The 20661-nt window shown below is 30.7% G+C and carries 15 protein-coding genes and 1 tRNA gene; 15 read left to right on the top strand and 1 reads right to left on the bottom strand.

Going from position 1 to position 20661, the window contains the following annotated elements; all coding sequences use genetic code 11:
* Positions 1 to 10 precede the first annotated feature (10 nt).
* The 6 genes from AAC024_RS00810 (at position 11) to AAC024_RS00835 (ending at position 7384) form a co-directional block, all read left to right on the top strand.
* A complete protein-coding gene (locus tag AAC024_RS00810; RefSeq protein ID WP_339893221.1) occupies positions 11 to 1177 on the top strand; it encodes a formimidoylglutamase in 1167 nt (388 codons plus the stop codon).
* A 158-nt stretch (positions 1178 to 1335) separates the two neighbouring features.
* Entirely contained in the window at positions 1336 to 2706 is a 1371-nt protein-coding gene (gene gldK / locus AAC024_RS00815) for a gliding motility lipoprotein GldK (protein ID WP_339893253.1), read from the top strand.
* A gap of 86 nt (positions 2707 to 2792) precedes the next feature.
* Positions 2793 to 3428 carry a gliding motility protein GldL gene (gene gldL, locus AAC024_RS00820; RefSeq protein WP_339893222.1) on the top strand — a complete coding sequence of 212 codons (636 nt, stop codon included), beginning with the start codon at positions 2793 to 2795 and terminating at the stop codon, positions 3426 to 3428.
* Positions 3429 to 3475: 47 nt separating this feature from the next.
* A complete protein-coding gene (gldM, locus tag AAC024_RS00825) occupies positions 3476 to 5035 on the top strand; it encodes a gliding motility protein GldM (protein ID WP_339893224.1) in 1560 nt (519 codons plus the stop codon).
* Positions 5036 to 5192: 157 nt separating this feature from the next.
* Positions 5193 to 6083 carry a gliding motility protein GldN gene (gldN, locus tag AAC024_RS00830; protein ID WP_339893225.1) on the top strand — a complete coding sequence of 297 codons (891 nt, stop codon included), beginning with the start codon at positions 5193 to 5195 and terminating at the stop codon, positions 6081 to 6083.
* Positions 6084 to 6340: 257 nt separating this feature from the next.
* Positions 6341 to 7384: an FAD-dependent oxidoreductase gene (locus AAC024_RS00835; RefSeq protein ID WP_339893227.1), complete on the top strand. Its 1044-nt coding sequence runs from the start codon at positions 6341 to 6343 to the stop codon at positions 7382 to 7384.
* A gap of 95 nt (positions 7385 to 7479) precedes the next feature.
* Here the strand turns inward: AAC024_RS00835 and AAC024_RS00840 are convergent, their stop codons facing one another.
* A complete protein-coding gene (locus AAC024_RS00840; protein WP_339893228.1) occupies positions 7480 to 7863 on the bottom strand; it encodes a DUF983 domain-containing protein in 384 nt (127 codons plus the stop codon).
* 256 nt (positions 7864 to 8119) lie between these two features.
* Here AAC024_RS00840 and AAC024_RS00845 point away from each other — a divergent pair, with 256 nt between their 5' ends.
* From AAC024_RS00845 to AAC024_RS00885, 9 genes are all read left to right on the top strand, one after another.
* Positions 8120 to 10030 (top strand): ATP-binding cassette domain-containing protein, encoded by a 1911-nt coding sequence (locus AAC024_RS00845; protein WP_339893230.1) that lies wholly within the window; start codon positions 8120 to 8122, stop codon positions 10028 to 10030.
* Positions 10031 to 10129: 99 nt separating this feature from the next.
* Positions 10130 to 10954: a Two component regulator three Y domain protein gene (locus tag AAC024_RS00850; protein WP_339893232.1), complete on the top strand. Its 825-nt coding sequence runs from the start codon at positions 10130 to 10132 to the stop codon at positions 10952 to 10954.
* A gap of 67 nt (positions 10955 to 11021) precedes the next feature.
* Positions 11022 to 11204, top strand: a complete 183-nt coding sequence (locus AAC024_RS00855) for a CPXCG motif-containing cysteine-rich protein (protein WP_339893234.1) — start codon at positions 11022 to 11024, stop codon at positions 11202 to 11204.
* A gap of 120 nt (positions 11205 to 11324) precedes the next feature.
* A tRNA-Met gene (locus AAC024_RS00860) sits at positions 11325 to 11397 on the top strand.
* A gap of 227 nt (positions 11398 to 11624) precedes the next feature.
* Positions 11625 to 13094: an ATP-binding protein gene (locus AAC024_RS00865; protein WP_339893235.1), complete on the top strand. Its 1470-nt coding sequence runs from the start codon at positions 11625 to 11627 to the stop codon at positions 13092 to 13094.
* Between the two features lie 2 nt (positions 13095 to 13096).
* Complete coding sequence (locus AAC024_RS00870) at positions 13097 to 15904, top strand: Z1 domain-containing protein (protein ID WP_339893236.1); 2808 nt, start codon at positions 13097 to 13099, stop codon at positions 15902 to 15904.
* Positions 15897 to 16877 (top strand): PD-(D/E)XK motif protein, encoded by a 981-nt coding sequence (locus AAC024_RS00875; protein ID WP_339893237.1) that lies wholly within the window; start codon positions 15897 to 15899, stop codon positions 16875 to 16877. Before AAC024_RS00870 ends, AAC024_RS00875 begins: the two co-directional genes overlap by 8 nt.
* Complete coding sequence (locus AAC024_RS00880) at positions 16874 to 19255, top strand: AIPR family protein (protein ID WP_339893238.1); 2382 nt, start codon at positions 16874 to 16876, stop codon at positions 19253 to 19255. The genes AAC024_RS00875 and AAC024_RS00880 overlap by 4 nt, the downstream gene beginning before the upstream one ends.
* 16 nt (positions 19256 to 19271) lie before the next feature.
* Positions 19272 to 20660, top strand: coding sequence for a DNA cytosine methyltransferase (locus AAC024_RS00885; RefSeq protein WP_339893255.1), 1389 nt, complete (start codon positions 19272 to 19274; stop codon positions 20658 to 20660).
* The last annotated feature ends 1 nt before the right edge of the window (position 20661 follow it).

Raw genomic sequence — 20661 nt, forward strand, 5'->3', positions numbered from 1 at the left:
TAAATAATACATGAACTTTAATTTTTTATCTCCAGTTTCAGATTCAGTTTTAGCACATAACGAGCTATTATCTGCTCAAGCGCTCGGAAGAAAACTTAGAATTCATTCAGCACAACATGGTATTCCAGATTTGGAAGGCGTTAATGTTGCTATTCTTGGTGTTTTAGAAAACAGAAATAATGTAAATTATATAGGCGAAGAATTTCAACTGAATGAAATTAGAAAGTCGTTTTATGGGCTTTTTCCTGGAAGTTGGAGTACTATAATAGCTGATTTAGGCGATATTAATAGAGGTGAAAGTGTTGAAGACACCTACTTTGCTTTAAAAGAAGCGATAACTATTCTAGTGAAGAAAAACATCATACCCGTTATTTTAGGTGGCTCACAAGATCTTACCTATGCTAATTACAGAGCCTACGATGCATTAATTCCTATGGTGAATATTGTAAATGTAGATGCTCAGTTTAACTTAGGAGATTCCACAAAGCCTATAAAAAACAATAGTTTTGTTGGTAAAATCATTTTAGATCAGCCATACAACCTATTTAACTATGCTACTATTGGCTATCAAACCTATTTTAATTCGCAAGAAGAAATTGATTTGATGGATAATTTGTATTTTGAGTCCTATCGATTAGGAGCCGTTTCAAAAGATGTTACCATTGTTGAACCTGTTTTAAGAGATGCTAATATTGTAAGTATAGATTTAACTTCGGTGAAGGGGTCTGAAGTCAGTTTGAAACAAAAATATTCACCTAATGGTTTAGATGGTAAGGAAATATGTTCCATTGCGCGTTATGCTGGGATAAGTAATAAGGTATCTTCGTTTGGTATTTATGAATATAAAGCATCAAAGGATGACGCGCTTACGGCTATGCTTGTTGCTCAAATATTGTGGTATTTTGTGGAAGGCGTGAACTATAGAGTTAAGGATGATGATTTTTCAGATGATAAAAACTACCAAAAGTATATTACCTTAGTAGAATCTGAAGAGTTAGTATTTTATAAGAGTAATAAAACGGGAAGATGGTGGATTGAAATTCCTTTTTTAGCAGAAGTCAATAATAAATTGAAAAGACATACGTTATTACCATGCATGCATCAGGATTATATAGATGCCTGTAATAATAAGGTGCCAGATCGCTGGTACAAAGCACTGCAGAAGAATAGTGTGTAAGAGACTAAGACAGGTCGAACTACCAATTTCATCGTCGAAATGCTATTTTTCTACGATGAAATGTTATTTTTTTAGATAAAAAGTTGTTTTTTCCAAAATATATAAATATGTTTACGCTCTCAAAAATGATGCTTAAAATAATTAACCCCAAGTTTTCTATGGATATTAAGAAGTTTATATTACTAACCACAGTATTCGCAATGCTAGCGAGTTGCGGCTCTAAAGATAGGGGCGAACTTGTTGGTGTACAAGGAAAGAAATGGCACCCAGAAAAACCTTATGGTATGGAACTTATACCTGGTGGAGCATTTATAATGGGTAAGGCAGATGACGATTTAGCAGGTGTGCAAGATGCACCTTCAAAAACAGTTACTGTTAGAGCCTTTTATATGGATGCAACAGAAATCACCAATAGTGAATATCGTCAATTTGTACATTGGGTAAGAGATTCTATTGTAAGAATGAAGTTAGCTATTTTAGCTGATGAGGTAGGTTTAACCCAAGCAGATGAAGGAACTATTGGAGAGTATGCATTTAGTGATGCAGATCCTGAAAATATGTCGGTTTATGAAAAGTATATGTATGATAATTATACAGGTTTAGGGCCAACAGGGTACGAAGGAAGAAAAATAAATAAAGATATAGATTTAATACATGACACGTCTGAATATCTAGATGAGTATTATGCTGAGGTAATGGATACCATGTATTTGCCTTTAGAAGAATCTTATAATGGACAACGTACTTGGGATGTTACAAAGTTTAAATTCCAGTATAATCATATGGATATTCAAGAAGCTGCTAGAAATAGAGGTGTAAAACGTAAAGATGTTATTATAAAAGAAGAAATAGAGGTTTATCCAGATACTACAGTTTGGATTAGAGATTTTGCGTATTCATATAATGAACCAATGCATAATGATTATTTATGGCATGACGCTTATAGTGATTATCCTGTTGTAGGTGTTACTTGGAAACAAGCAAAAGCATTCTGTGAGTGGAGAACACTATGGAAAAACACATATCAAAAATCTAAAAAAGGATCTGCTATGGTAAATACGTTCAGGTTACCATCTGAAGCTGAATGGGAGTATGCTGCTAGAGGAGGACTTCAAGCTGCAACATATCCTTGGGGCGGCCCTTATACCAAGAGTGATAGAGGTTGTTTTATGGCAAACTTTAAGCCTGTAAGGGGAGATTATGCTGCAGATCAAGCTTTATATACTGTGGAAGCTAAATCTTATGATCCAAATGATTATAACTTATATAACATGGCTGGAAATGTTTCAGAATGGGTGAATGCATCTTACGATCCTTCATCTTATGAATACACATCAAGTATAAACCCAAGTGTAAACGATTCTAATAATAAACGTAAAATTGTAAGAGGCGGTTCATGGAAAGATGTTGCTTACTTTTTGCAAGTTAGTTCTAGAGATTATGAATATGCAGATTCTGCAAGAAGTTATATAGGATTCAGAACCGTTCAAGATTATATGGGGACACAAGTAACAAGTAACGGTAAATAAATTTTAATCCAAATCAATAATAATTAATACTATTAAATTAACCTACTTAAGTAAAAAAACCTACTTAAAATTAAAAACCGAAAATTATGGCAAAGTCAAAAGCAAGTAAAAAATTCATGAATATGGCCTACGGATTAGGAGCAGCAATTGTAATTGTTGGTGCACTATTCAAAATTATTCATTTCGAAATTGGACTTTTAACAGGTAACGTCATGTTAACTATAGGTCTTGTAACCGAAGCAATTATATTCGCATTATCAGCATTTGAACCTGTTGATGATGATTTAGATTGGGCTTTAGTTTACCCTGAATTAGCTGGTTCTCAATCAGCTGGAAAAGGAGGTAAAGAAAGTGCAGAAGGATTATTATCTAAAAAACTAGATGATTTATTAAAAGACGCAAGAATTGATGGCGAATTAATCGCAAGCTTAGGAGATAGCATCAAAAACTTTGAAGGTGCTGCAAAAAACATGTCTTCTACTGTTGATTCAATTGAAGCTACTAAGAAATATGGTGAGGAATTATCATTAGCTGCAGCTCAAATGGAATCATTAAACAGCTTATATAAAGTACAATTAGAAAGCGTTAATAAACAAGCAACTATCAACGAGGAGTCTATTGAAGATGCTGCGAAATTAAAAGAGCAAATGCAATCTTTAGCGTCTAACTTATCATCATTAAATGGTGTATATGGTGGCATGTTATCTGCAATGAATAAATAATTAGGGGTTAATCCCAAATTTAATATTAACCAAAAACCTAATTATACATGGCAGCAGCAAATTTATCACCAAGACAGAAAATGATTAATCTGATGTATTTAATATTTATAGCGATGCTAGCTTTAAATATGTCAAAAGAAGTGCTTTCAGCCTTCGGATTAATGAACGAAAAGCTTACCGAATCTAATCAAGCAACTGAAGCAAGAAATGACAGTTTTGTTGCTAGTTTAGATGTGAAAGCAGAAGATCAACCAGAAAAATATAGGCCCTTAAAAGCTAAAGCAGATGAAATTGATAAATTAGCGCATGATTTTGATGCTTATTTAGAAGATTTAAAAGGAAAAATGACGGCTAAACTTGATGATGCTACCGATTATGAAATTATGGATAAAGGCGATTACCTTGATAAAAATTTCTTTAAAGGCGACAAGTTAAAAGATGATGGCAATGAATTCATGAATCAAATAAACGGATTTAGAGAAGGTGTAGCTAAAATCTTGGCAGGCGAAAAAGGTATGGAAGCTGTTATTAAAGATGTTAATGACAAATTCAGTACAAACCCTGTTAAAAGAGGCGCAGGAACAGTTGGTTGGTTAGACCATAACTATAAAGGTTTTCCTTTAGTGGCATCGTTAACTAAAATGACCCAAATACAAGCAGATATTAAAACCACCGAGTCAGAGATTTTATCAACCATGTTACAAGGAACACTTGCTGGAGAAGTATCTATGAATAACTATACAACCTTAATGGAAACCACTAAATCAGCTTATTTTAACGGTGAGCAATTTGATGGACAAATCGTCTTAGGTCGTAAAGATGCATCAACAAAACCTAGTAGTGTTGAATTAACTTTAGATGGTAGAAAACTGTCTGAAAAGCAATATTCTATTGAAGATGGTAAAGTAAAGTTGAAAATTGGAGCTGGTGGTGTTGGTGAACATAAAATTGAGGGTAAATTAATTTTTATGCAAGATGGTATGCCTGTTGAAGTACCTGTAAAATCATCATTTGCTACAGTTGCTAGACCAAATTCTGCTACCATTTCTGCAGATAAAATGAATGTGGTATATAGAGGTGTTAAAAACCCAATGACCATTTCTTTTGCTGGTGTTCCAGATAATAAAGTTACGGCTAGTGCTCAAGGTCTTTCAAGAGGTTCTGGTAGTAGTTATGTAATGGATGCTACACGAGTTCAAGGTAGAGAAGTGACTATAAATGTTACTGCAACTTTACCTGACGGAAAAAAGGTGTCTGACAATGCTAAATTTAGAATTAAAGATTTACCAAAACCAACAGGAACATTAAGAGGTGAAGATGGTGCATTAAAAATGCAACGTAACAGTCTTGAAATTTCTACTATTGGTGCTAAGTTTGATGATTTTGATTTTGAATTACCATTACGTGTAACAGGATTTAAATTTAAAGTTCCTGGTCAACCCACAATAAATGTTAAAGGTAATAAGTTAGATAGTAGAGCAAAAGGTGCATTGCGTAAAGCAAAAAGAGGATCTGGAGTTCAAATATTTGACATAGAAGCAAAAGCTGGTGGTGTAAGTGTAATACTTAAAAAAGTATCGCCTGTTTTTGTTGAGCTTACAAATTAGAAAAAACTATTAGAGATAATCTTAGATAAGATTATCTCTAATAATTAAAATGTAAAATAAAAATTAAGATGAAACATCCATAACTAAGGTTAATTCCTTAGAAAATTATTAAAAGGATGTTACATGTGACTGTTGAAAATAAATAAATATATAACACATGAACTTAAAACGTTTTTTATTAACCGTTGCTATTGTTTTTACTACGTCAAGTATGTTTGCGCAAGCTAATATACTTAATGCTAAAAGTCCTGATGAAATAGGTGTGAGAACTGAAGCTCAAAAAGCAGTTGACAATGACAAGCCTTTGGAGTATGGTTATGTTGATGATAGAGATATCCTGTTTTCTAAAATGACTTGGGAAAAAGTTGTGCTTGATGAACGTGCAAATTTTCCACTTTACTATCCAATAGATACTAATAATATTGGTAGTGATAGAAGATCATTGTATGATGTACTTATGAAAAACATTAAAAACGGAAAAATAAAACACATCTATGATGATTCTTATTTTACAACAAAAAGAACCTTAAAAGATATTGAATCTGCATTAAAAATGGTTGATACTACAGAATATGGTATTGAGCAATTAAATGCTGGTGAAGAATTATCTGCAGAGTATATTAATCGAAGAGATATTACTGCTGCTGATATTAAAGAGTACCATATTAAAGGACTTTGGTATTTTGATAAGCGTCAAGCTGAAATGAAATATAGACTTTTGGGTATTGCTCCTGTAGCGCCAGATGTTAATTTTATTGATGATGATGAGCCAGATTTAGTACCTCTATTTTGGGTATTCTTCCCAGATGCTAGAGAAGTGTTACACGAGGCAAAGTCTTTTAATAATCAAAACAGTTCTATGCCATTTTCTTTCGATCATGTGTTGAATGCAAGACGTTTTCAAGGATATATTTTCAGAGAAGAAAATGTACAAGGCGATAGAGCCATATCAGAATATGTATCGCAAAATGCACTGATGCAATTACTCGAATCTGAAAGGATTAAAGATAAAATTAGAGATTTTGAACTAGACATGTGGACTTATTAAGCCATAATAATCTATAAAATTTAAGCGCTCACCTAAAAAGTGAGCGTTTTTTTTGTCCCCTTGAGGGGACTTTAGGGGTGTTTTTTTATCGAAGAAACAGAGCGTAGTTTAATAGGGGTGTTTTTGAAACTTTATTTATTGTCGAGAATAATTCCTTCCCTTTTTTAAGGGAAGGTGTCCGTAGGACGGAAGGGTTCTCTTTTTTTGAACTTGATGTGTATAAAGAAAGCACAATCTACTTATCTTCGTAACCAAATATGGATGTAGATTATATTATAGTTGGTATTGGAATTGCTGGAATTTCTTTTTGCGAGCAGTTAAGAGCAAATGGCAAAACGGTTGTGGTGTTTGATGATGCTTCACAGCAATCTTCAACGGTTGCTGGAGGTTTGTATAACCCCGTGGTGTTAAAACGTTTTACATCGGTTTGGAAAAGCACTGAGCAGTTAAATATTGCTTTACCTCTTTATGCCAATATTGAACACCGGCTAAATGTAAAATTAGATTATAAAATTCCCGTTTATAGAAAAATTGCTTCACCTGAAGAACAAAACGATTGGTTTACAGCTTCAGATAAGCCGTTACTTTCAAGATATCTTTCTCCAAAAATTATTAAGAATAATAATAATGCTATTGATGCCCCTTTTGGTTTTGGTGAGGTTTTAGAAACTGGTAGAGTTGATGTGAAAACCATGATTGAAGCTTATAAAACGGATTTATTAAAAAATAAGTTGCTGTTTGAAACGCCGTTTAATTATAATGATTTACAAACACAAAACGAAACTGTTAATTACCAAAATATAAATGCAAAGTATATAGTGTTTGCTGAGGGTTCTGGTATTAGGCAAAATCCATATTTTAATAATTTGCCTTTAAATCCAGCAAAAGGAGAATTACTGACTATTCACGCTCCAGATTTAAAAATTGATTATGTTTTAAAAGCGGGCGTTTTTTTGATTCCGTTAGGTGATAATTTATATAATGTTGGTGCGACTTATGAATGGAAAGACTTAAGTCATGACACTACTAAGAAAGCAAAAGAAACGCTTTTAGGGAAACTTAAAAAACTTATAAAATGTTCTTTTGACGTGGTTGATCAGGTAGCGGGTATTAGACCAACGGTTAAAGATAGAAGGCCATTGGTTGGTAAGCATCAAGAACACAAAAACTTATTTGTATTAAACGGGCTTGGTACTCGAGGTGTTATGATTGGACCTTATGTTGCTAAACAACTTTATAACTTTATTGAAAACAAAGAACCATTAGAAAAGGAAATTGATATCAATCGCTTTAAATCTTAAATTAAAAGTTAAACTAGATGTGCGTTAGAACTTGCAACGAAAAGCGTGACCGCCTGTCCTGAGCGCAGACGAAGGGTGTGGTAACCCCCCAAAAATTATTTCTTCGCTAAAGATTTATCGTAATTCATGAAAAAGTTAATCCAAATATTTCTTGAAAGCCTCATTATTACTGGCATAAAAATAATTAAAGTTGCAACAATAGATATAAAAATGTAATTAATACTTGCATTAAAAACAAAGTGACTTATTACAAAAGCAGCTACAGCAAAAGCAATGCCTACACCATAACTTACGTACATAGCGCCATAAAAAAAAGAGGGTTCTATTTTGTATTTGGTGCCACAGTTTGAACATTTTTCGTGCATGCTTAATGCCTCTGAAAGCACATAAGGGTTCTTGTTTTTAAACATGGATGCTTCATGGCATTTTGGACATGTACCAGTGAAAATACTATATAATTTTGTTCCTTTTTTAAACATATAAGGCGAATTATAAATATGATTTAATTCCTGTTTCAAGCATTATGCCGATATAGCATGAAAATAGCTGCAATTTATTCAACTATATTGAATTCATAATCGGTATAATTTAATGTACTTTTGCATGCGAAATAAAAATAGGTATTTTTGGTTAAAAACCGAGATTTCTATTTATTTCGGCTTTCTCGCGAATGCGGGATTCTAGAGCAAAAATACCATTTAAATAATTTTGCTCTGTAATAAAAGTTACATTTCTATGATGAACATTCATAATTTATCGATTTCATTTCAAGGGGAATACTTGTTTGAAGACCTTACTTTCAAATTAGGTAATGGTGATAGGATAGGGCTTATTGGTAAAAATGGAGCTGGAAAATCTACAATGCTTAAAATTCTATCAAAAGAAATGGAGCCTGATACAGGTCAAATTGCGGCAGATAAAGAGCTAAAAATTGGTTTCTTAAAACAGGATATTGATTTTATTTTTGGTAGAACTGTTTTAGAAGAATCTTACGAAGCCTTCACTGAAATTAAAGCCTTAGAGGCTAAAATGGAAACTGTAAATAACCAGCTGGCGGAACGTACTGATTATGAAAGTGATGGTTATCATCAATTAATGATTGATGTTAACGAACTACAGCATCAATATGAAATCCTAGGTGGTTATAACTATCAAGGCGATACAGAGAAAATTCTCCAAGGCTTGGGGTTTCAGAGACAAGATTTTGAGAAACTTACTGATACATTTTCTGGTGGATGGCGTATGCGTATTGAGTTAGCAAAACTGCTACTTCAAAATAATGATATTTTACTATTGGATGAGCCTACAAACCATTTAGATATAGAATCTATCATCTGGTTAGAAGGTTTTTTGCGACATTATGCTGGAGCCGTAGTTATTGTATCGCATGATAAGATGTTTTTAGATAATGTTACCAATAGAACTATAGAAATTTCTCTAGGGCGTATTTATGATTATCCAAAGCCTTATTCTAAGTATTTAGTACTGCGTGACGAGTTGAGAACACAACAATTAGCCTCTCAAAAAAATCAACAAAAACAAATAGAGCAGACTGAAAAGTTAATCGAGAAGTTTCGTGCTAAAGCTTCAAAGGCAACCATGGCACAATCGCTTATTAAAAAGTTGGATAAAATTGATAGGATTGAGGTTGATGAAGATGATAATAGTGTGATGACGCTTAATTTTCCAGTTTCAATAACACCTGGTAAAGTTGTTGTTGAGGCTGAAAACATCTCTAAAAATTACGGTGATAATCAAGTTTTAAAACATATTGATTTATTTATTGAACGAAATAGTAAAACGGCTTTTGTTGGACAAAATGGTCAGGGTAAATCTACACTAGCCAAAATAATTGTTGGTGATATTAAGTACGATGGGGGTTTAAAACTAGGGCATAATGTGCAGATTGGTTATTTTGCTCAAAATCAAGCTGAATATCTGGATGGTAATAAAACAGTCTTAGATACCATGATTGATGCGGCCAACGAAACTAACAGAAGTAAAGTTCGAGATATATTGGGATCGTTTTTGTTTAGAGGAGACGAAGCTGAAAAATATGTGCGTGTACTTTCTGGAGGAGAACGCAACCGTTTGGCATTAGCTAAACTAATGTTGCAACCATTTAATGTGCTTATTATGGATGAGCCCACTAATCATTTGGATATTAAATCTAAAAATGTTTTGAAGGAAGCTTTAAAACGATTTGAAGGCACGTTGATTTTAGTATCGCATGATCGGGATTTTCTACAAGGGTTAACCAATCTTGTTTATGAATTTAAAGATCATAAGCTCAAAGAATATTTAGGCGATATAGATTATTATTTAGAGCAACGAAAAGTTGAAAACTTACGTGAGGTAGAAAAACGTACTGTAGTTAAGGAAGCACCAAAGGCTAAGAAGCAACAATCATACGAAGATCAGAAAAAAATAAAATCTTTAAATAACAAGTTGAGTAATGTGGAGTCTAAAATTAATCAGCTTGAGCACAATATTAAAAAGATTGATTTAGAACTTGAAATTAATTATGAAGAAGCATCATCCAAACCTAATTTCTTTGATGAATATCAAAAAATGAAAACTGATTTACAGGATTTAATGAGTAAATGGGAGGTTGTTCAGCTGGAAATTGAGCAGTTTGTCGATTAAAATATGTTAAAATTTTATGTATTTCGTCGATAAAAATAGTTTTTAATCTAGTTTAGGTCTATATTCGTATAAGAATTAATCCCAAATTTGATCAAAAACATGAAGACTTTAAAATTAATAGCAATTTGTTTCTTAGTTTCAGCGTATTCGTTTGCTAACGTTTCTTCTACTGATAAGGATGCTTTGATAGCTTTATATAATGCCACTAGCGGTGCAGAATGGAATTCCTCTTGGGATTTAAACGCATCTGTTGATAAATGGTATGGCATAAAACTAGAAAACGATAGAGTAGTTGAAATTAATCTTCAATTTAACAATCTTAATGGCGAGTTACCTCAAGAAATAGGTAGCTTAACAAGCTTAAAAGTGTTAAACTTAGGTTTCAATAAACTAAAAGGAACGCTTCCCTCTTCAATAAAAAATTTAAAAGCATTAACAACTTTAGATTTATTTATGAATAGATTTGAAGGGAACATTCCTGAAGAATTAAGTGAATTGCAAAAACTTGAGTCTTTAAAATTATATAGTAATAGATTTTCAGGAGAAATACCTAGTTCATTAATGGGTTTAACTAACCTTAAAGAACTTCTATTAGGAAGTAATTTTTTAACTGGTCAGATCCCAATTGAGATTTATGCATTGTCAAAATTACAAAAGCTAAGTCTTATGGATAATAAAATGGATGGAGAGATTCCTGCAGAAATAGCTCAATTAAAAGATTTAGAAGAGTTGTTATTATCAACAAATCAATTTACAGGAGATTTGCCACAAGAGTTTATGAATTTAACAAAACTAAATACTATGATGGTTAGTGATAATAATTTAAACCAAGAGTATATTAGTGTTTCTGGTAAAAACCCACCTACATTGATGCATTTAGAATTGCAAAATGCAACAGCAACAATGGATATAGAAAAAGAATAAATAAAGTTTTTATGAAATTAGTTAGTTTAAGAGCCATCATTAATGATGGCTTTTTTAGTTTTATATTATGATAGAACATTTTTTTACATGCCCTTATTGCTGGGAAACAATCTCAATGTTGTTAGATCATTCTATTTCTAGACAATCATATGTTGAGGATTGTGAGGTTTGTTGTAACCCAATACAAGTAATAAATCATTTCATAAATACTGAATTATCAATGTTTCAAGCAGATAGCATCGAGCAATAATATTTTATATTTTTATGCTTGTAGAAATTAAAAAGGATTGTATATTTGCAATCCGAAATGATTTGGTCGGCATTATGAACCGAGAAGTTAAAAGCTAAGAAAATCATTTTAAGATTATATCGCGGGATAGAGCAGTAGGTAGCTCGTCGGGCTCATAACCCGAAGGTCACTGGTTCGAGTCCAGTTCCCGCTACTAGGAAAGACAAGCCTTCACAGAAACGTGGGGGCTTTTTTTATGCACTGGGTACAACATAGGTACAACAAATTGGTGTTTTATGGGACGCATTTTTTTTGATATGATTTAACAAGAAATCATGTAATATTTAATTTAGGTGATTATAAACACAGATAAAGAATAAGTAATAAAAATAATTATACTTAAATGCTTACTTTTTTTTATTTTGCTAAAAAGAATTTTATATGCTCAATTATGAGAACTACATAGCTGAAAACGCAAAGCCAAAACCCAAAGCGACAATAAATTCGTTCAGATCTTTTGGGTATTCTCTTAATACAGCAATATCCGATATTATTGATAATAGTATTTCAGCCCATGCTAAAACTATAATTATTGAAACTAAGTGGAATGGAAATGATTCTTATATAGCTATTCAAGATGATGGAATAGGTATGGGACTTGTTAATTTAATTCAGGCAATGACACCTGGAAGTAAAGACCCAAATGAACATAGAGAAAAAAATGATTTAGGACGATTTGGCTTAGGTTTAAAATCTGCTTCTTTTTCGCAATCTAAAAGATTAACAGTTATAACGAAAACCATTGATACTAGTTTAATAAAGAGGTGTTGGGATCTTGATTTTGTAAACGAAAAGCAAGATTGGTTATTATTGGATTATGTTTCAGATTCAAAATTTATTGAAAACTTCCAATTTAATTCAGGTACACTGGTATTATGGGAAAAACTTGATAGATTGATTCCAAAAATAAATAAGGCCAATGAAGATAATATTAAAAATGACTTTTACAGAAAGATAGGAGGGCTTAAAACACATTTAGAATTAGTTTTTCATAAGTTCTTAGAAACAAATAAAATTCAAATATTTCTCAATAATAATGAACTTAAAGGCTGGAATCCTTTTTTAAAAGGTAAAAGTAGTTTAATAACTAAAGAAAATATTTCTGGAATTGAAATTGAAAGCTATGTTCTTCCTCATATCTCTAAAGCGGATATTGATACTAGAATAGAATTAGAAAGATTAGATTGTTACAATAATCAGGGTTTTTATCTTTACAGGAATGAAAGGTTAATCAACTATGGTAGTTGGTTAGGATTCTTTAAGAAGAGTGAATATTCTAAATTAGTTAGGATTTATATAAATTTCGGTAATGAATCTGATAACCAATGGTCACTAGATATTAAAAAATCGAAAGCAGTTCCACCTTTATTCATTAAAAAGGATTTGGAAGTTTATGCCAAAAAAGCTATAGCAGAATCTAATCAGGTTTTTAGATACAGAGGCAATAAAATTAAACGTAATCCAGATCAGTCAAATTTAGAATTCAAACCTGTATGGTCAACAGTTAAAAATGATAGAAATAACTCTATTGATTATAAAGTTAATAAAGAACACACATACATACAGAATTTATTAGATAAAGAATTAATACCACTAAAGGATTTTAAGCAAGTGTTAAAGATTATATCAGATAATATACCAATCGAAACTATAGTCCATTATCAAAATCAAGATAATGATTATCATGAGCTGAGAGAGAACATTAAAATTACTAAAGATTTAGAAGTAATAGCAAAAAATATTTACACTCACTACAAATCCCAAGGTTATTCTCATGATAAGTGCCTAGAGTATTTATTAGTTACAGAACCATTCAATCAAATCCCAGAAATTATAGAAATATTTAATTAGTTATGGAAGACATTATCACGAGAATATTATTAACACTTGATTCTATTAAGGAAAACAGGGCTGAAGAAATTAATGATACTCAAATTGAGGATATTGTTACTAGGGAGGTGGATTTTTTTAATTCTATATCAATTAAAAATTTCAAAGTTTCTGATGTTTTAGAAGAGGTAAAGTCTAAAGTTAGAATTAGACCTTCAGAAATTACAGAATTAGTTGCAGATAATCATCAGAGTTGGTGGTACAATGTTAAATCAGAAAATAATCAATATTGGTATAGATATAAAGAGCTTCTAAAAAGAAAACATTTCCCATATATAGAATTAGATTCTTTTACAGATAGGATATTAGATAAATGCGAAAATCCAAAAAAGAAGGGCTCATGGGATAGAAGAGGATTAGTTGTGGGAAATGTTCAATCTGGAAAGACAGCAAATTATATTGGATTAATTAATAAGGCTGTAGATTCTGGTTATAAACTAATAATTGTTATAGCCGGTATTCATAACAATTTAAGATCGCAAACCCAAAGAAGAATTGAAACTGATTTTATAGGAAAAACAACAGGAGAGAATCAGAGATTTGTTGGTGTCGGTAAAATTAATAGAGAATTAGCGGCACCATTTACATTAACTACTGGCGAGAAAGATTTCAATAAAAGTATAGCTAACCAAACAATGGCTGATATTAGAAATTCAGGTTCAACAATTTTAGTAATAAAGAAAAATAAATCTGTATTAGAAAGTTTAATTCATTGGTTATCTAATCAGGATCATTCAGAAGGAGATGATTTTAATGTTATAAAAGACTTACCAATGCTTTTAATTGATGATGAAGCAGATAATGCATCAGTAAATTCTGGAAAAAAAGAAGACGATCCAAAAACCATTAATAAGCTAATAAGAATCTTATTAAGCCAGTTTGACCAAAAAACATTTATCGGTTACACAGCTACACCATATGCTAATATTTTTATACCAGATGCTATAAATTCAGAAAATGAATATATGGTAAAAAGTAAAAGATATACTTTAGGAGATGATTTATTTCCAAGGGATTTTATTATTAATATTAAAGCTCCCTCTAATTACTTTGGGGCTTCTCGTATTTTTGGATCTAGTAGTTGGGATGGCGATAATGATGATGAAGTTCAAGAACTAAATGTTATTAGATTTATTGATGATCAATCTGAAGATTCTGTGTTTCCAACAAAAATAAATAAAGATAATAAGGATAATTTACCTGATTACTTGCCTTTGTCTTTAGAAGAGTCTTTAAAGTCTTATGTTATAGCGTCTTCAATAAGATTACTAAGAGGTGATGACAAAAAGCATTGTTCAATGTTAATTCACGTAGCCCTATATGTGGCTTGGATAGATAAGATTGCTCATTTAGTAGATAAACAAATTACGGCTTATAGATATTTAGTTGAAGGTAATGACTATGAATTTATAGGAGAATTAAAATTGTTTTACGAGAAGGATTTTTTACCTACAACGGAATTAGCTGTAGATATTTTTAAAGAAGGAGAAGAACCAAAAATAAAAGTTCATGATTGGGAAGAAATTAAACCTTTTTTATTACAAGCTTTAAATAGAATTAAAGTGTTTTCTGTTCATGGCACTAAAAATTTAAGAAATAGATTTCATGAATATACTCATGAATTAGATTATACAGATCCAAATGGAGTATTTGCTATAGCTGTTGGAGGGAATAGATTATCTAGAGGGATAACTTTAGAAGGTTTGACAGTGAGTTATTATTTAAGAGCATCCAAGCTTTATGATACATTGATGCAAATGGGACGTTGGTTTGGTTACAGACCAGGTTATGTTGATTTATGTAGAGTTTATACCACAAGAGATTTAGTCGGTCACTACAGGCATATAACTGTGGCAACAGAGGAAATGAGAAGGGATTTTGATGATATGGCAGCAAGGAATAAAACACCTGGGGATTATCAATTAAAGGTTATGAGTCATCCATCAGTATTGAGTATTACATCGATGGGAAAAATGAGAGAGACTGAAAGTTTTAGAATAGGATTTTCAGGGGATGTTAAACAAACTTATGAAATATCTAAAAACGGAATTGATATTAGGAATAATTTTACTAATCTAAGCAATTTCATCAATGAGCTAAAGGAGCAACCAAAGTATGAAAATAGACTTTATTCTTGGCAAGGGGATTATGGAAATGAAGTGAAAGATTTTATTAGAAACTACAACACTAAGCAGTCAACAGTTAACCCAAGAATTCTTTCCTCTTATATTGATCAATTGACTAAAACTAAAAAAATCACAGAATGGTCAATTGCTATAGATAATAATATTAGTAGTACAGTGCTAATTGGGGAAAATAAAACGAGACACACAACGTATTCTATTGATACTCTAGGTAATAATAGTATAAACTTAAATTGTGTTGTTAGGAATGAAACGTCAATAAGCAGTGACAATAAGGATACTCTTATTATTTCTAAACATCAAATTCTTAATCCAAGACATCCTTATTTGGATTTAAATATAACAGAAGAAGATTTTAAAAATAACAAAGAGGCTGGTAAAAGAAAAAGTTATTTAATTCACAATGAAAGAGAAAAAAGTAAAAGAGGACTTTTAGTTATTTACCCTTTAGATCCAAGAGGTGTAAATCATATAGATACTGAATTTCCGCTAATAGGTTATTTCATAGCTTTCCCAAGAATTAAAGATGATGAAAAAGTTGAGTATTCAGTTAGGAAAGATTCATTAGAAAGTTCAATGGATTTTGATTATGATTATGAACAAATAGACGATGATACAAATGAATAAAAACATTCAGAATTATTGGGAAGAAATTGAGAAATCCTCAATTTCTCAAAACATTGTCAGAAAAGAAATCTTTGTCAAAGATGGTTTAAAACTTTTTTTAATAAAAGTTAAATCTGAAGACAAATTTGTATTGAGATTATCTTATCCCTCACTTGATTTTACTATTGATGATATTAAGTTTAAGGGAATTGAGTTTGTTAATTTTACTCATAAGGAATCTAATTTCAGCAACACTGATTTAATATTAAAAGATAATAGCTTACTAAGGATTTTTAATGCTTTTATTGAAGATGTATTCCTGAATTTTGGAGAGTATGAAACTCATCTTCAGTTGGTCAAGGTTTTTTGGAAGACTGTAAATACTTGGAAAAAACTTTTTGCGAACATTTCTTCATTTAAATTGAGTCCAGAAATACAATTAGGTCTATATGGGGAATTATGTTTCATAAATAAATTGCTTGAACTCAATAAAAACCCAGAAAGTATTATTAATTCGTGGTGTGGTCCAGAGAATGAAAGTCAAGATTTTAACTTCAACACATCTCTAGTTGAAGTGAAATCTACTAGACTTAATAATCCAGTGATAAAAATATCTTCGGAAAATCAATTAAATAATTCTTCGGAATTGCCTTTATATATCCTTTTGAATGCTTTTGATGTCATAAAATCAAGAGAAAATACTTTGCCAAATTTAATAAATAGAATTAGAACTACTTTGTCAGATTTTCCAGTTGTTATAGAAGTTTTCAATAGAAAATTAATCAACTTAAATTATTATGAAGAGGATGTTATTGAGTATGAGAATAGGTCATATATATTAAGGGATGAAACTTATTATTTGGTAAGTGATAATTTTCCTAAAATAGTATATGATGACTTAAAAGTAGGTTTGTTTAATGTTAGTTATTCGATTGAGACATCTGCATGTATTGATTATATCGTTTTATCTGAAGAGGTTATTAATAGAATATGATAAATCAAGAATTTGTTGAGTATTCAGAAAAAGCTCAAGCCGAAGTTAATATAAGATTTAATTCTTCGGATGAGGATGGAGCTACAAGAACTGAAAAGTTTACAGAATATGTCATTGACTTATTATCGGAAACAAGTGAATTAAATGATGCCTCTGTTTTTGATTTTTATTATTCTTTGGATAAAAGGGATGATATTGATATACAAATAAATGGTTACAGTTTATTCGAAGATTTGGATAGTAGTAAAGTTTTAGATTTGATAATAACTCTTTATGATACTGGTAATTCCGTTCATAAATTGTTAAGTAATGAATTTAATAAGATTATTAAACTAGTTTCAAAGTTTGCAAATAGCGCAATTAAAGGACATTTAAATGAAATTGAGCCTAGCTTAGCTAACGGTCATGTAAAATCTTTGATAACTGAGTTATTTAATAATAGGAATAAATACGACCGTATTAATTTTTACTTTTTAACTAATACTATTGTAGAGCAAAAGACACCACAAGAATTTCCGTATAAAGGCTTTGATCAATATACTGTGAATTATCACATTTGGGACTTAGAAAGACTGATGAGATTAAATAATTCAAATGGAAAGAAAGAACCCTTACAAATTGATTTTTCTCAAATTACTGACAAAAAAATTAGTTGTTTAGCTATGGGAGATGGCATCAATAATTCAGATTATGAATGTTATTTGGCTATTATGCCAGGTCAAGTTTTATGTGATTTATATTCTAAATATTATACTAGGTTACTTGAAAGTAATGTTCGAGTTTTTTTACAACAAACGGGGAAAATAAATAAAGGGATTAGGGATACAGTAATAAAGAACCCAAAAATGTTTTTAGCCTATAATAATGGGTTAACTGCAACAGCAGATGATGTAGTGGTAGCTAATAATGGGAGTTTAGTTTTAAAAAGTGTTTCGGATTTTCAAATAGTTAATGGTGGGCAAACCGTTGCGTCATTATATTATACTTTGAAAAAAAACAAAGATGTTTCTTTAAAGGATGTGTATGTTCAAATGAAGCTTACTGTTATTAAAGATAAAGAAAAAAAGAACAGTATTGTTCCATTAATATCTAGGTATGCCAATAGTCAAAATAAGATTTCAGAACTGGATTTATCTTCAAACAATAAATTTTTTCAAGAAATTGAAAGACTATCACGTAATATATTTGTGTCAAATATTCAAACACCTAACATTCAGACTTCATGGTATTTTGAAAGAGTAAAAGGTCAGTTCAGGGAAAGTTTAAATAGAGGGACTAAATCTTATCAGAGAACTTTTAAAGAAAAGAATCCAACGAGTCAAAAATTTTTAAAGTCAGAATTAGCTAAATATTCTAATGTATATCTTCAATTGCCTTTTGTTGTTAGTAAAGGTGCTCAAAAAAACTTTGTCTATTATGTAGATAAAGTAATAGAAAAAGATTTTAATTCAAAAAATAAATTACCAAGTAGAATATTTTATGAGGATTTAATTGCAAATGCTATAATATTTAGAACGGTAGATAAAATGTTTGGAAGAAAGGGGCAAAACCCAATAGGAGATACTAATTTAAAAGCGCCAACTGTGATATATTCAATTAGTATTATGCATTTTTTGACTAATGGATTAATAAATTTAAATAAGATTTTTGAAGAACAAAAGGTTGATGAAATTTTACTGCTGGAATTGAAAAAAATAATGTTTTTGGTTTACAAATTTTTAATCAGAGGAGAAGGTTTAGTTAGTGAAAAAGCAAAGAAAGAATCAACCTGGACTGATTTGCAGGTTGAATTTGAAAATCACAGATTACCTAATTTGGAATTATTTTTAATAAGCCAAGAAATCAAAGAGTCAAGATTGTCAGCTTATTATGCTAAAGAAAACGATGAGGTTGAGAAAAATGCAAATTTATCAAGAATAACAAATATTGGAAATCGCTTTTGGGATGGATTGGCAAAAGCAAAGATTTTAGGTCTTACTGATTTGCATAGAAGAAAAATAGCTTCTTTACAGTCAAAAATTAATAGCAACAGGTTATTAAGTTCAATAGATATAAAAAATGGAGTAATGTTATTGGATTTAATAGTTGAAAAATCTATAGACATAGAATCTATCAAAGAGAAAAGTAATATAAACAAAGATGTTTTAACAGATTTAGGTAAAGCAATTAATTTTCTCAAAAAAATTAGTGAAGAAGATTGGAAAAGAATAATCAGCCTTGGAGATTATAAACAAATCTTGACATTTAAAGATATTTCATTAATAAAAACAATAAGGTCGGATTTCGATAAAAATATAGATTCAAATCCTAAAAAGATTGAAAAAGTTTATTTAGCTGTTCAAAAGGTAAATGAAAAGTTTAAAATTTTAAAAAAATAGATTTTATTTGTTATTAATGAAAAATTATTCCTATATAGATTTGTTTTCGGGTGCAGGTGGTGTCACCATAGGTTTTAGTGATCAAGATTTCGAATTGTTATTAGCAAATGATATTGAAAAATCTGCTTTAGACACATTAAAACATAATTTATCAATTACCCACCCTGATATTGATTTGAATAGAGTTGTTTTAGGGGATATAAAAGAACTATATGAACTTCTTGAGTTATCACCCGTAGAATATGAATATGAGGGCTATAAGACTATAAAAACAAATAAAGAAGTTGATTTAAAAAGTAAAACTAGCGATGTAAAAGAACATTTAGGTGTTGATAATTTGCTAAGAGATATAGATATGGTCGATGTCTTGGTTGGAGGTCCTCCATGTCAAGGATTCTCTATGATAGGGAGATCTAAAAAAGCAACTATTGAAGAAAGAGTTGTTGGCTTTATTGATGATCCAAGAAATCAATTGTTTAAATATTTTTTAAAGTTTGCAGAGAAATATAACCCGAAATTAGTTTTAATTGAAAATGTGAAAGGTTTGAATTCTGCATTAAAATATAGAGATTTAATAGAGAGTTCCCTTAGCAATACAGGAAGTGGATATAATGTTTTTTCAAAAATAATTAATGTTAGAGATTTTGGAATCCCACAAAATAGAGAGAGAATTTTTTTTATTGGTGTTAGGAATGACCTTGCTCAATCAGTAACAGGAGATGAGATATTTAAGAAATTAGATGCGTATAAAGTAGAGTCTCCCATAAATGTTCAAATGGCAATTGGAGATTTGCCAAGTTTAATAGCCAATCCCAAAAGAAATAATTACGATGAGAAAACAGAAGTGAATTATGGTGAGTCAAATTGTTTTGGTATGAATATATCTAATAAAAGTTATAAAGAGTTAGTAGGTGAAAGGAACGAATATGTGAAAGGTATTAATTTTATTAAAAACAGAGAGATGTTGCCAAATTATTTATTTAATCATAAAACTAGATTTCAAAATAAGAACGATCTTTTCATTTTTGAAAATTTAGTAGCAGGTAAATATTTAAATGATAAAGAAAATAGTAAAGCATTATCCAAAGTGAAATATGGTGTTGTGAAAGAAAATGGAAAGAAGAAAGTAAAAAGTTTTTCAGATAAATATTTCAAATTAGATTTTTCTAAACCTTCGAAAACTATTTTAGCTCACTTAGAAACAGATGGTAATTCTTATGTGCATCCTGTTAATCCTCCAAGAAGCTTAACTCCTAGGGAAGCAGCGAGAATTCAATCATTTCCTGATTGGTATTTTTTTAAAGGAACTACTCGCAATCAATTTAAACAAATAGGTAATGCAGTACCTCCAATGATGGCAAAAATTTTTGCTAAAGAATTTAAAAAGGTTTTAAATAATTTATAAG

The sequence above is a fragment of the uncultured Algibacter sp. genome, assembly GCF_963976535.1.
Classification (GTDB): domain Bacteria; phylum Bacteroidota; class Bacteroidia; order Flavobacteriales; family Flavobacteriaceae; genus Algibacter_B.

Excerpts from the sequence above, each read along its gene's own strand:
- AAC024_RS00810 (WP_339893221.1), top strand. The coding sequence starts at position 11 with ATGAACTTTAATTTTTTATCTCCAGTTTCAGATTCAGTTTTAGCACAT.
- gldK (WP_339893253.1), top strand. The coding sequence starts at position 1,336 with ATGGATATTAAGAAGTTTATATTACTAACCACAGTATTCGCAATGCTA.
- gldL (WP_339893222.1), top strand. The coding sequence starts at position 2,793 with ATGGCAAAGTCAAAAGCAAGTAAAAAATTCATGAATATGGCCTACGGA.
- gldM (WP_339893224.1), top strand. The coding sequence starts at position 3,476 with ATGGCAGCAGCAAATTTATCACCAAGACAGAAAATGATTAATCTGATG.
- gldN (WP_339893225.1), top strand. The coding sequence starts at position 5,193 with ATGAACTTAAAACGTTTTTTATTAACCGTTGCTATTGTTTTTACTACG.
- AAC024_RS00835 (WP_339893227.1), top strand. The coding sequence starts at position 6,341 with ATGGATGTAGATTATATTATAGTTGGTATTGGAATTGCTGGAATTTCT.
- AAC024_RS00840 (WP_339893228.1), bottom strand. The coding sequence starts at position 7,863 with ATGTTTAAAAAAGGAACAAAATTATATAGTATTTTCACTGGTACATGT.
- AAC024_RS00845 (WP_339893230.1), top strand. The coding sequence starts at position 8,120 with ATGATGAACATTCATAATTTATCGATTTCATTTCAAGGGGAATACTTG.
- AAC024_RS00850 (WP_339893232.1), top strand. The coding sequence starts at position 10,130 with ATGAAGACTTTAAAATTAATAGCAATTTGTTTCTTAGTTTCAGCGTAT.
- AAC024_RS00855 (WP_339893234.1), top strand. The coding sequence starts at position 11,022 with ATGATAGAACATTTTTTTACATGCCCTTATTGCTGGGAAACAATCTCA.
- AAC024_RS00865 (WP_339893235.1), top strand. The coding sequence starts at position 11,625 with ATGCTCAATTATGAGAACTACATAGCTGAAAACGCAAAGCCAAAACCC.
- AAC024_RS00870 (WP_339893236.1), top strand. The coding sequence starts at position 13,097 with ATGGAAGACATTATCACGAGAATATTATTAACACTTGATTCTATTAAG.
- AAC024_RS00875 (WP_339893237.1), top strand. The coding sequence starts at position 15,897 with ATGAATAAAAACATTCAGAATTATTGGGAAGAAATTGAGAAATCCTCA.
- AAC024_RS00880 (WP_339893238.1), top strand. The coding sequence starts at position 16,874 with ATGATAAATCAAGAATTTGTTGAGTATTCAGAAAAAGCTCAAGCCGAA.
- AAC024_RS00885 (WP_339893255.1), top strand. The coding sequence starts at position 19,272 with ATGAAAAATTATTCCTATATAGATTTGTTTTCGGGTGCAGGTGGTGTC.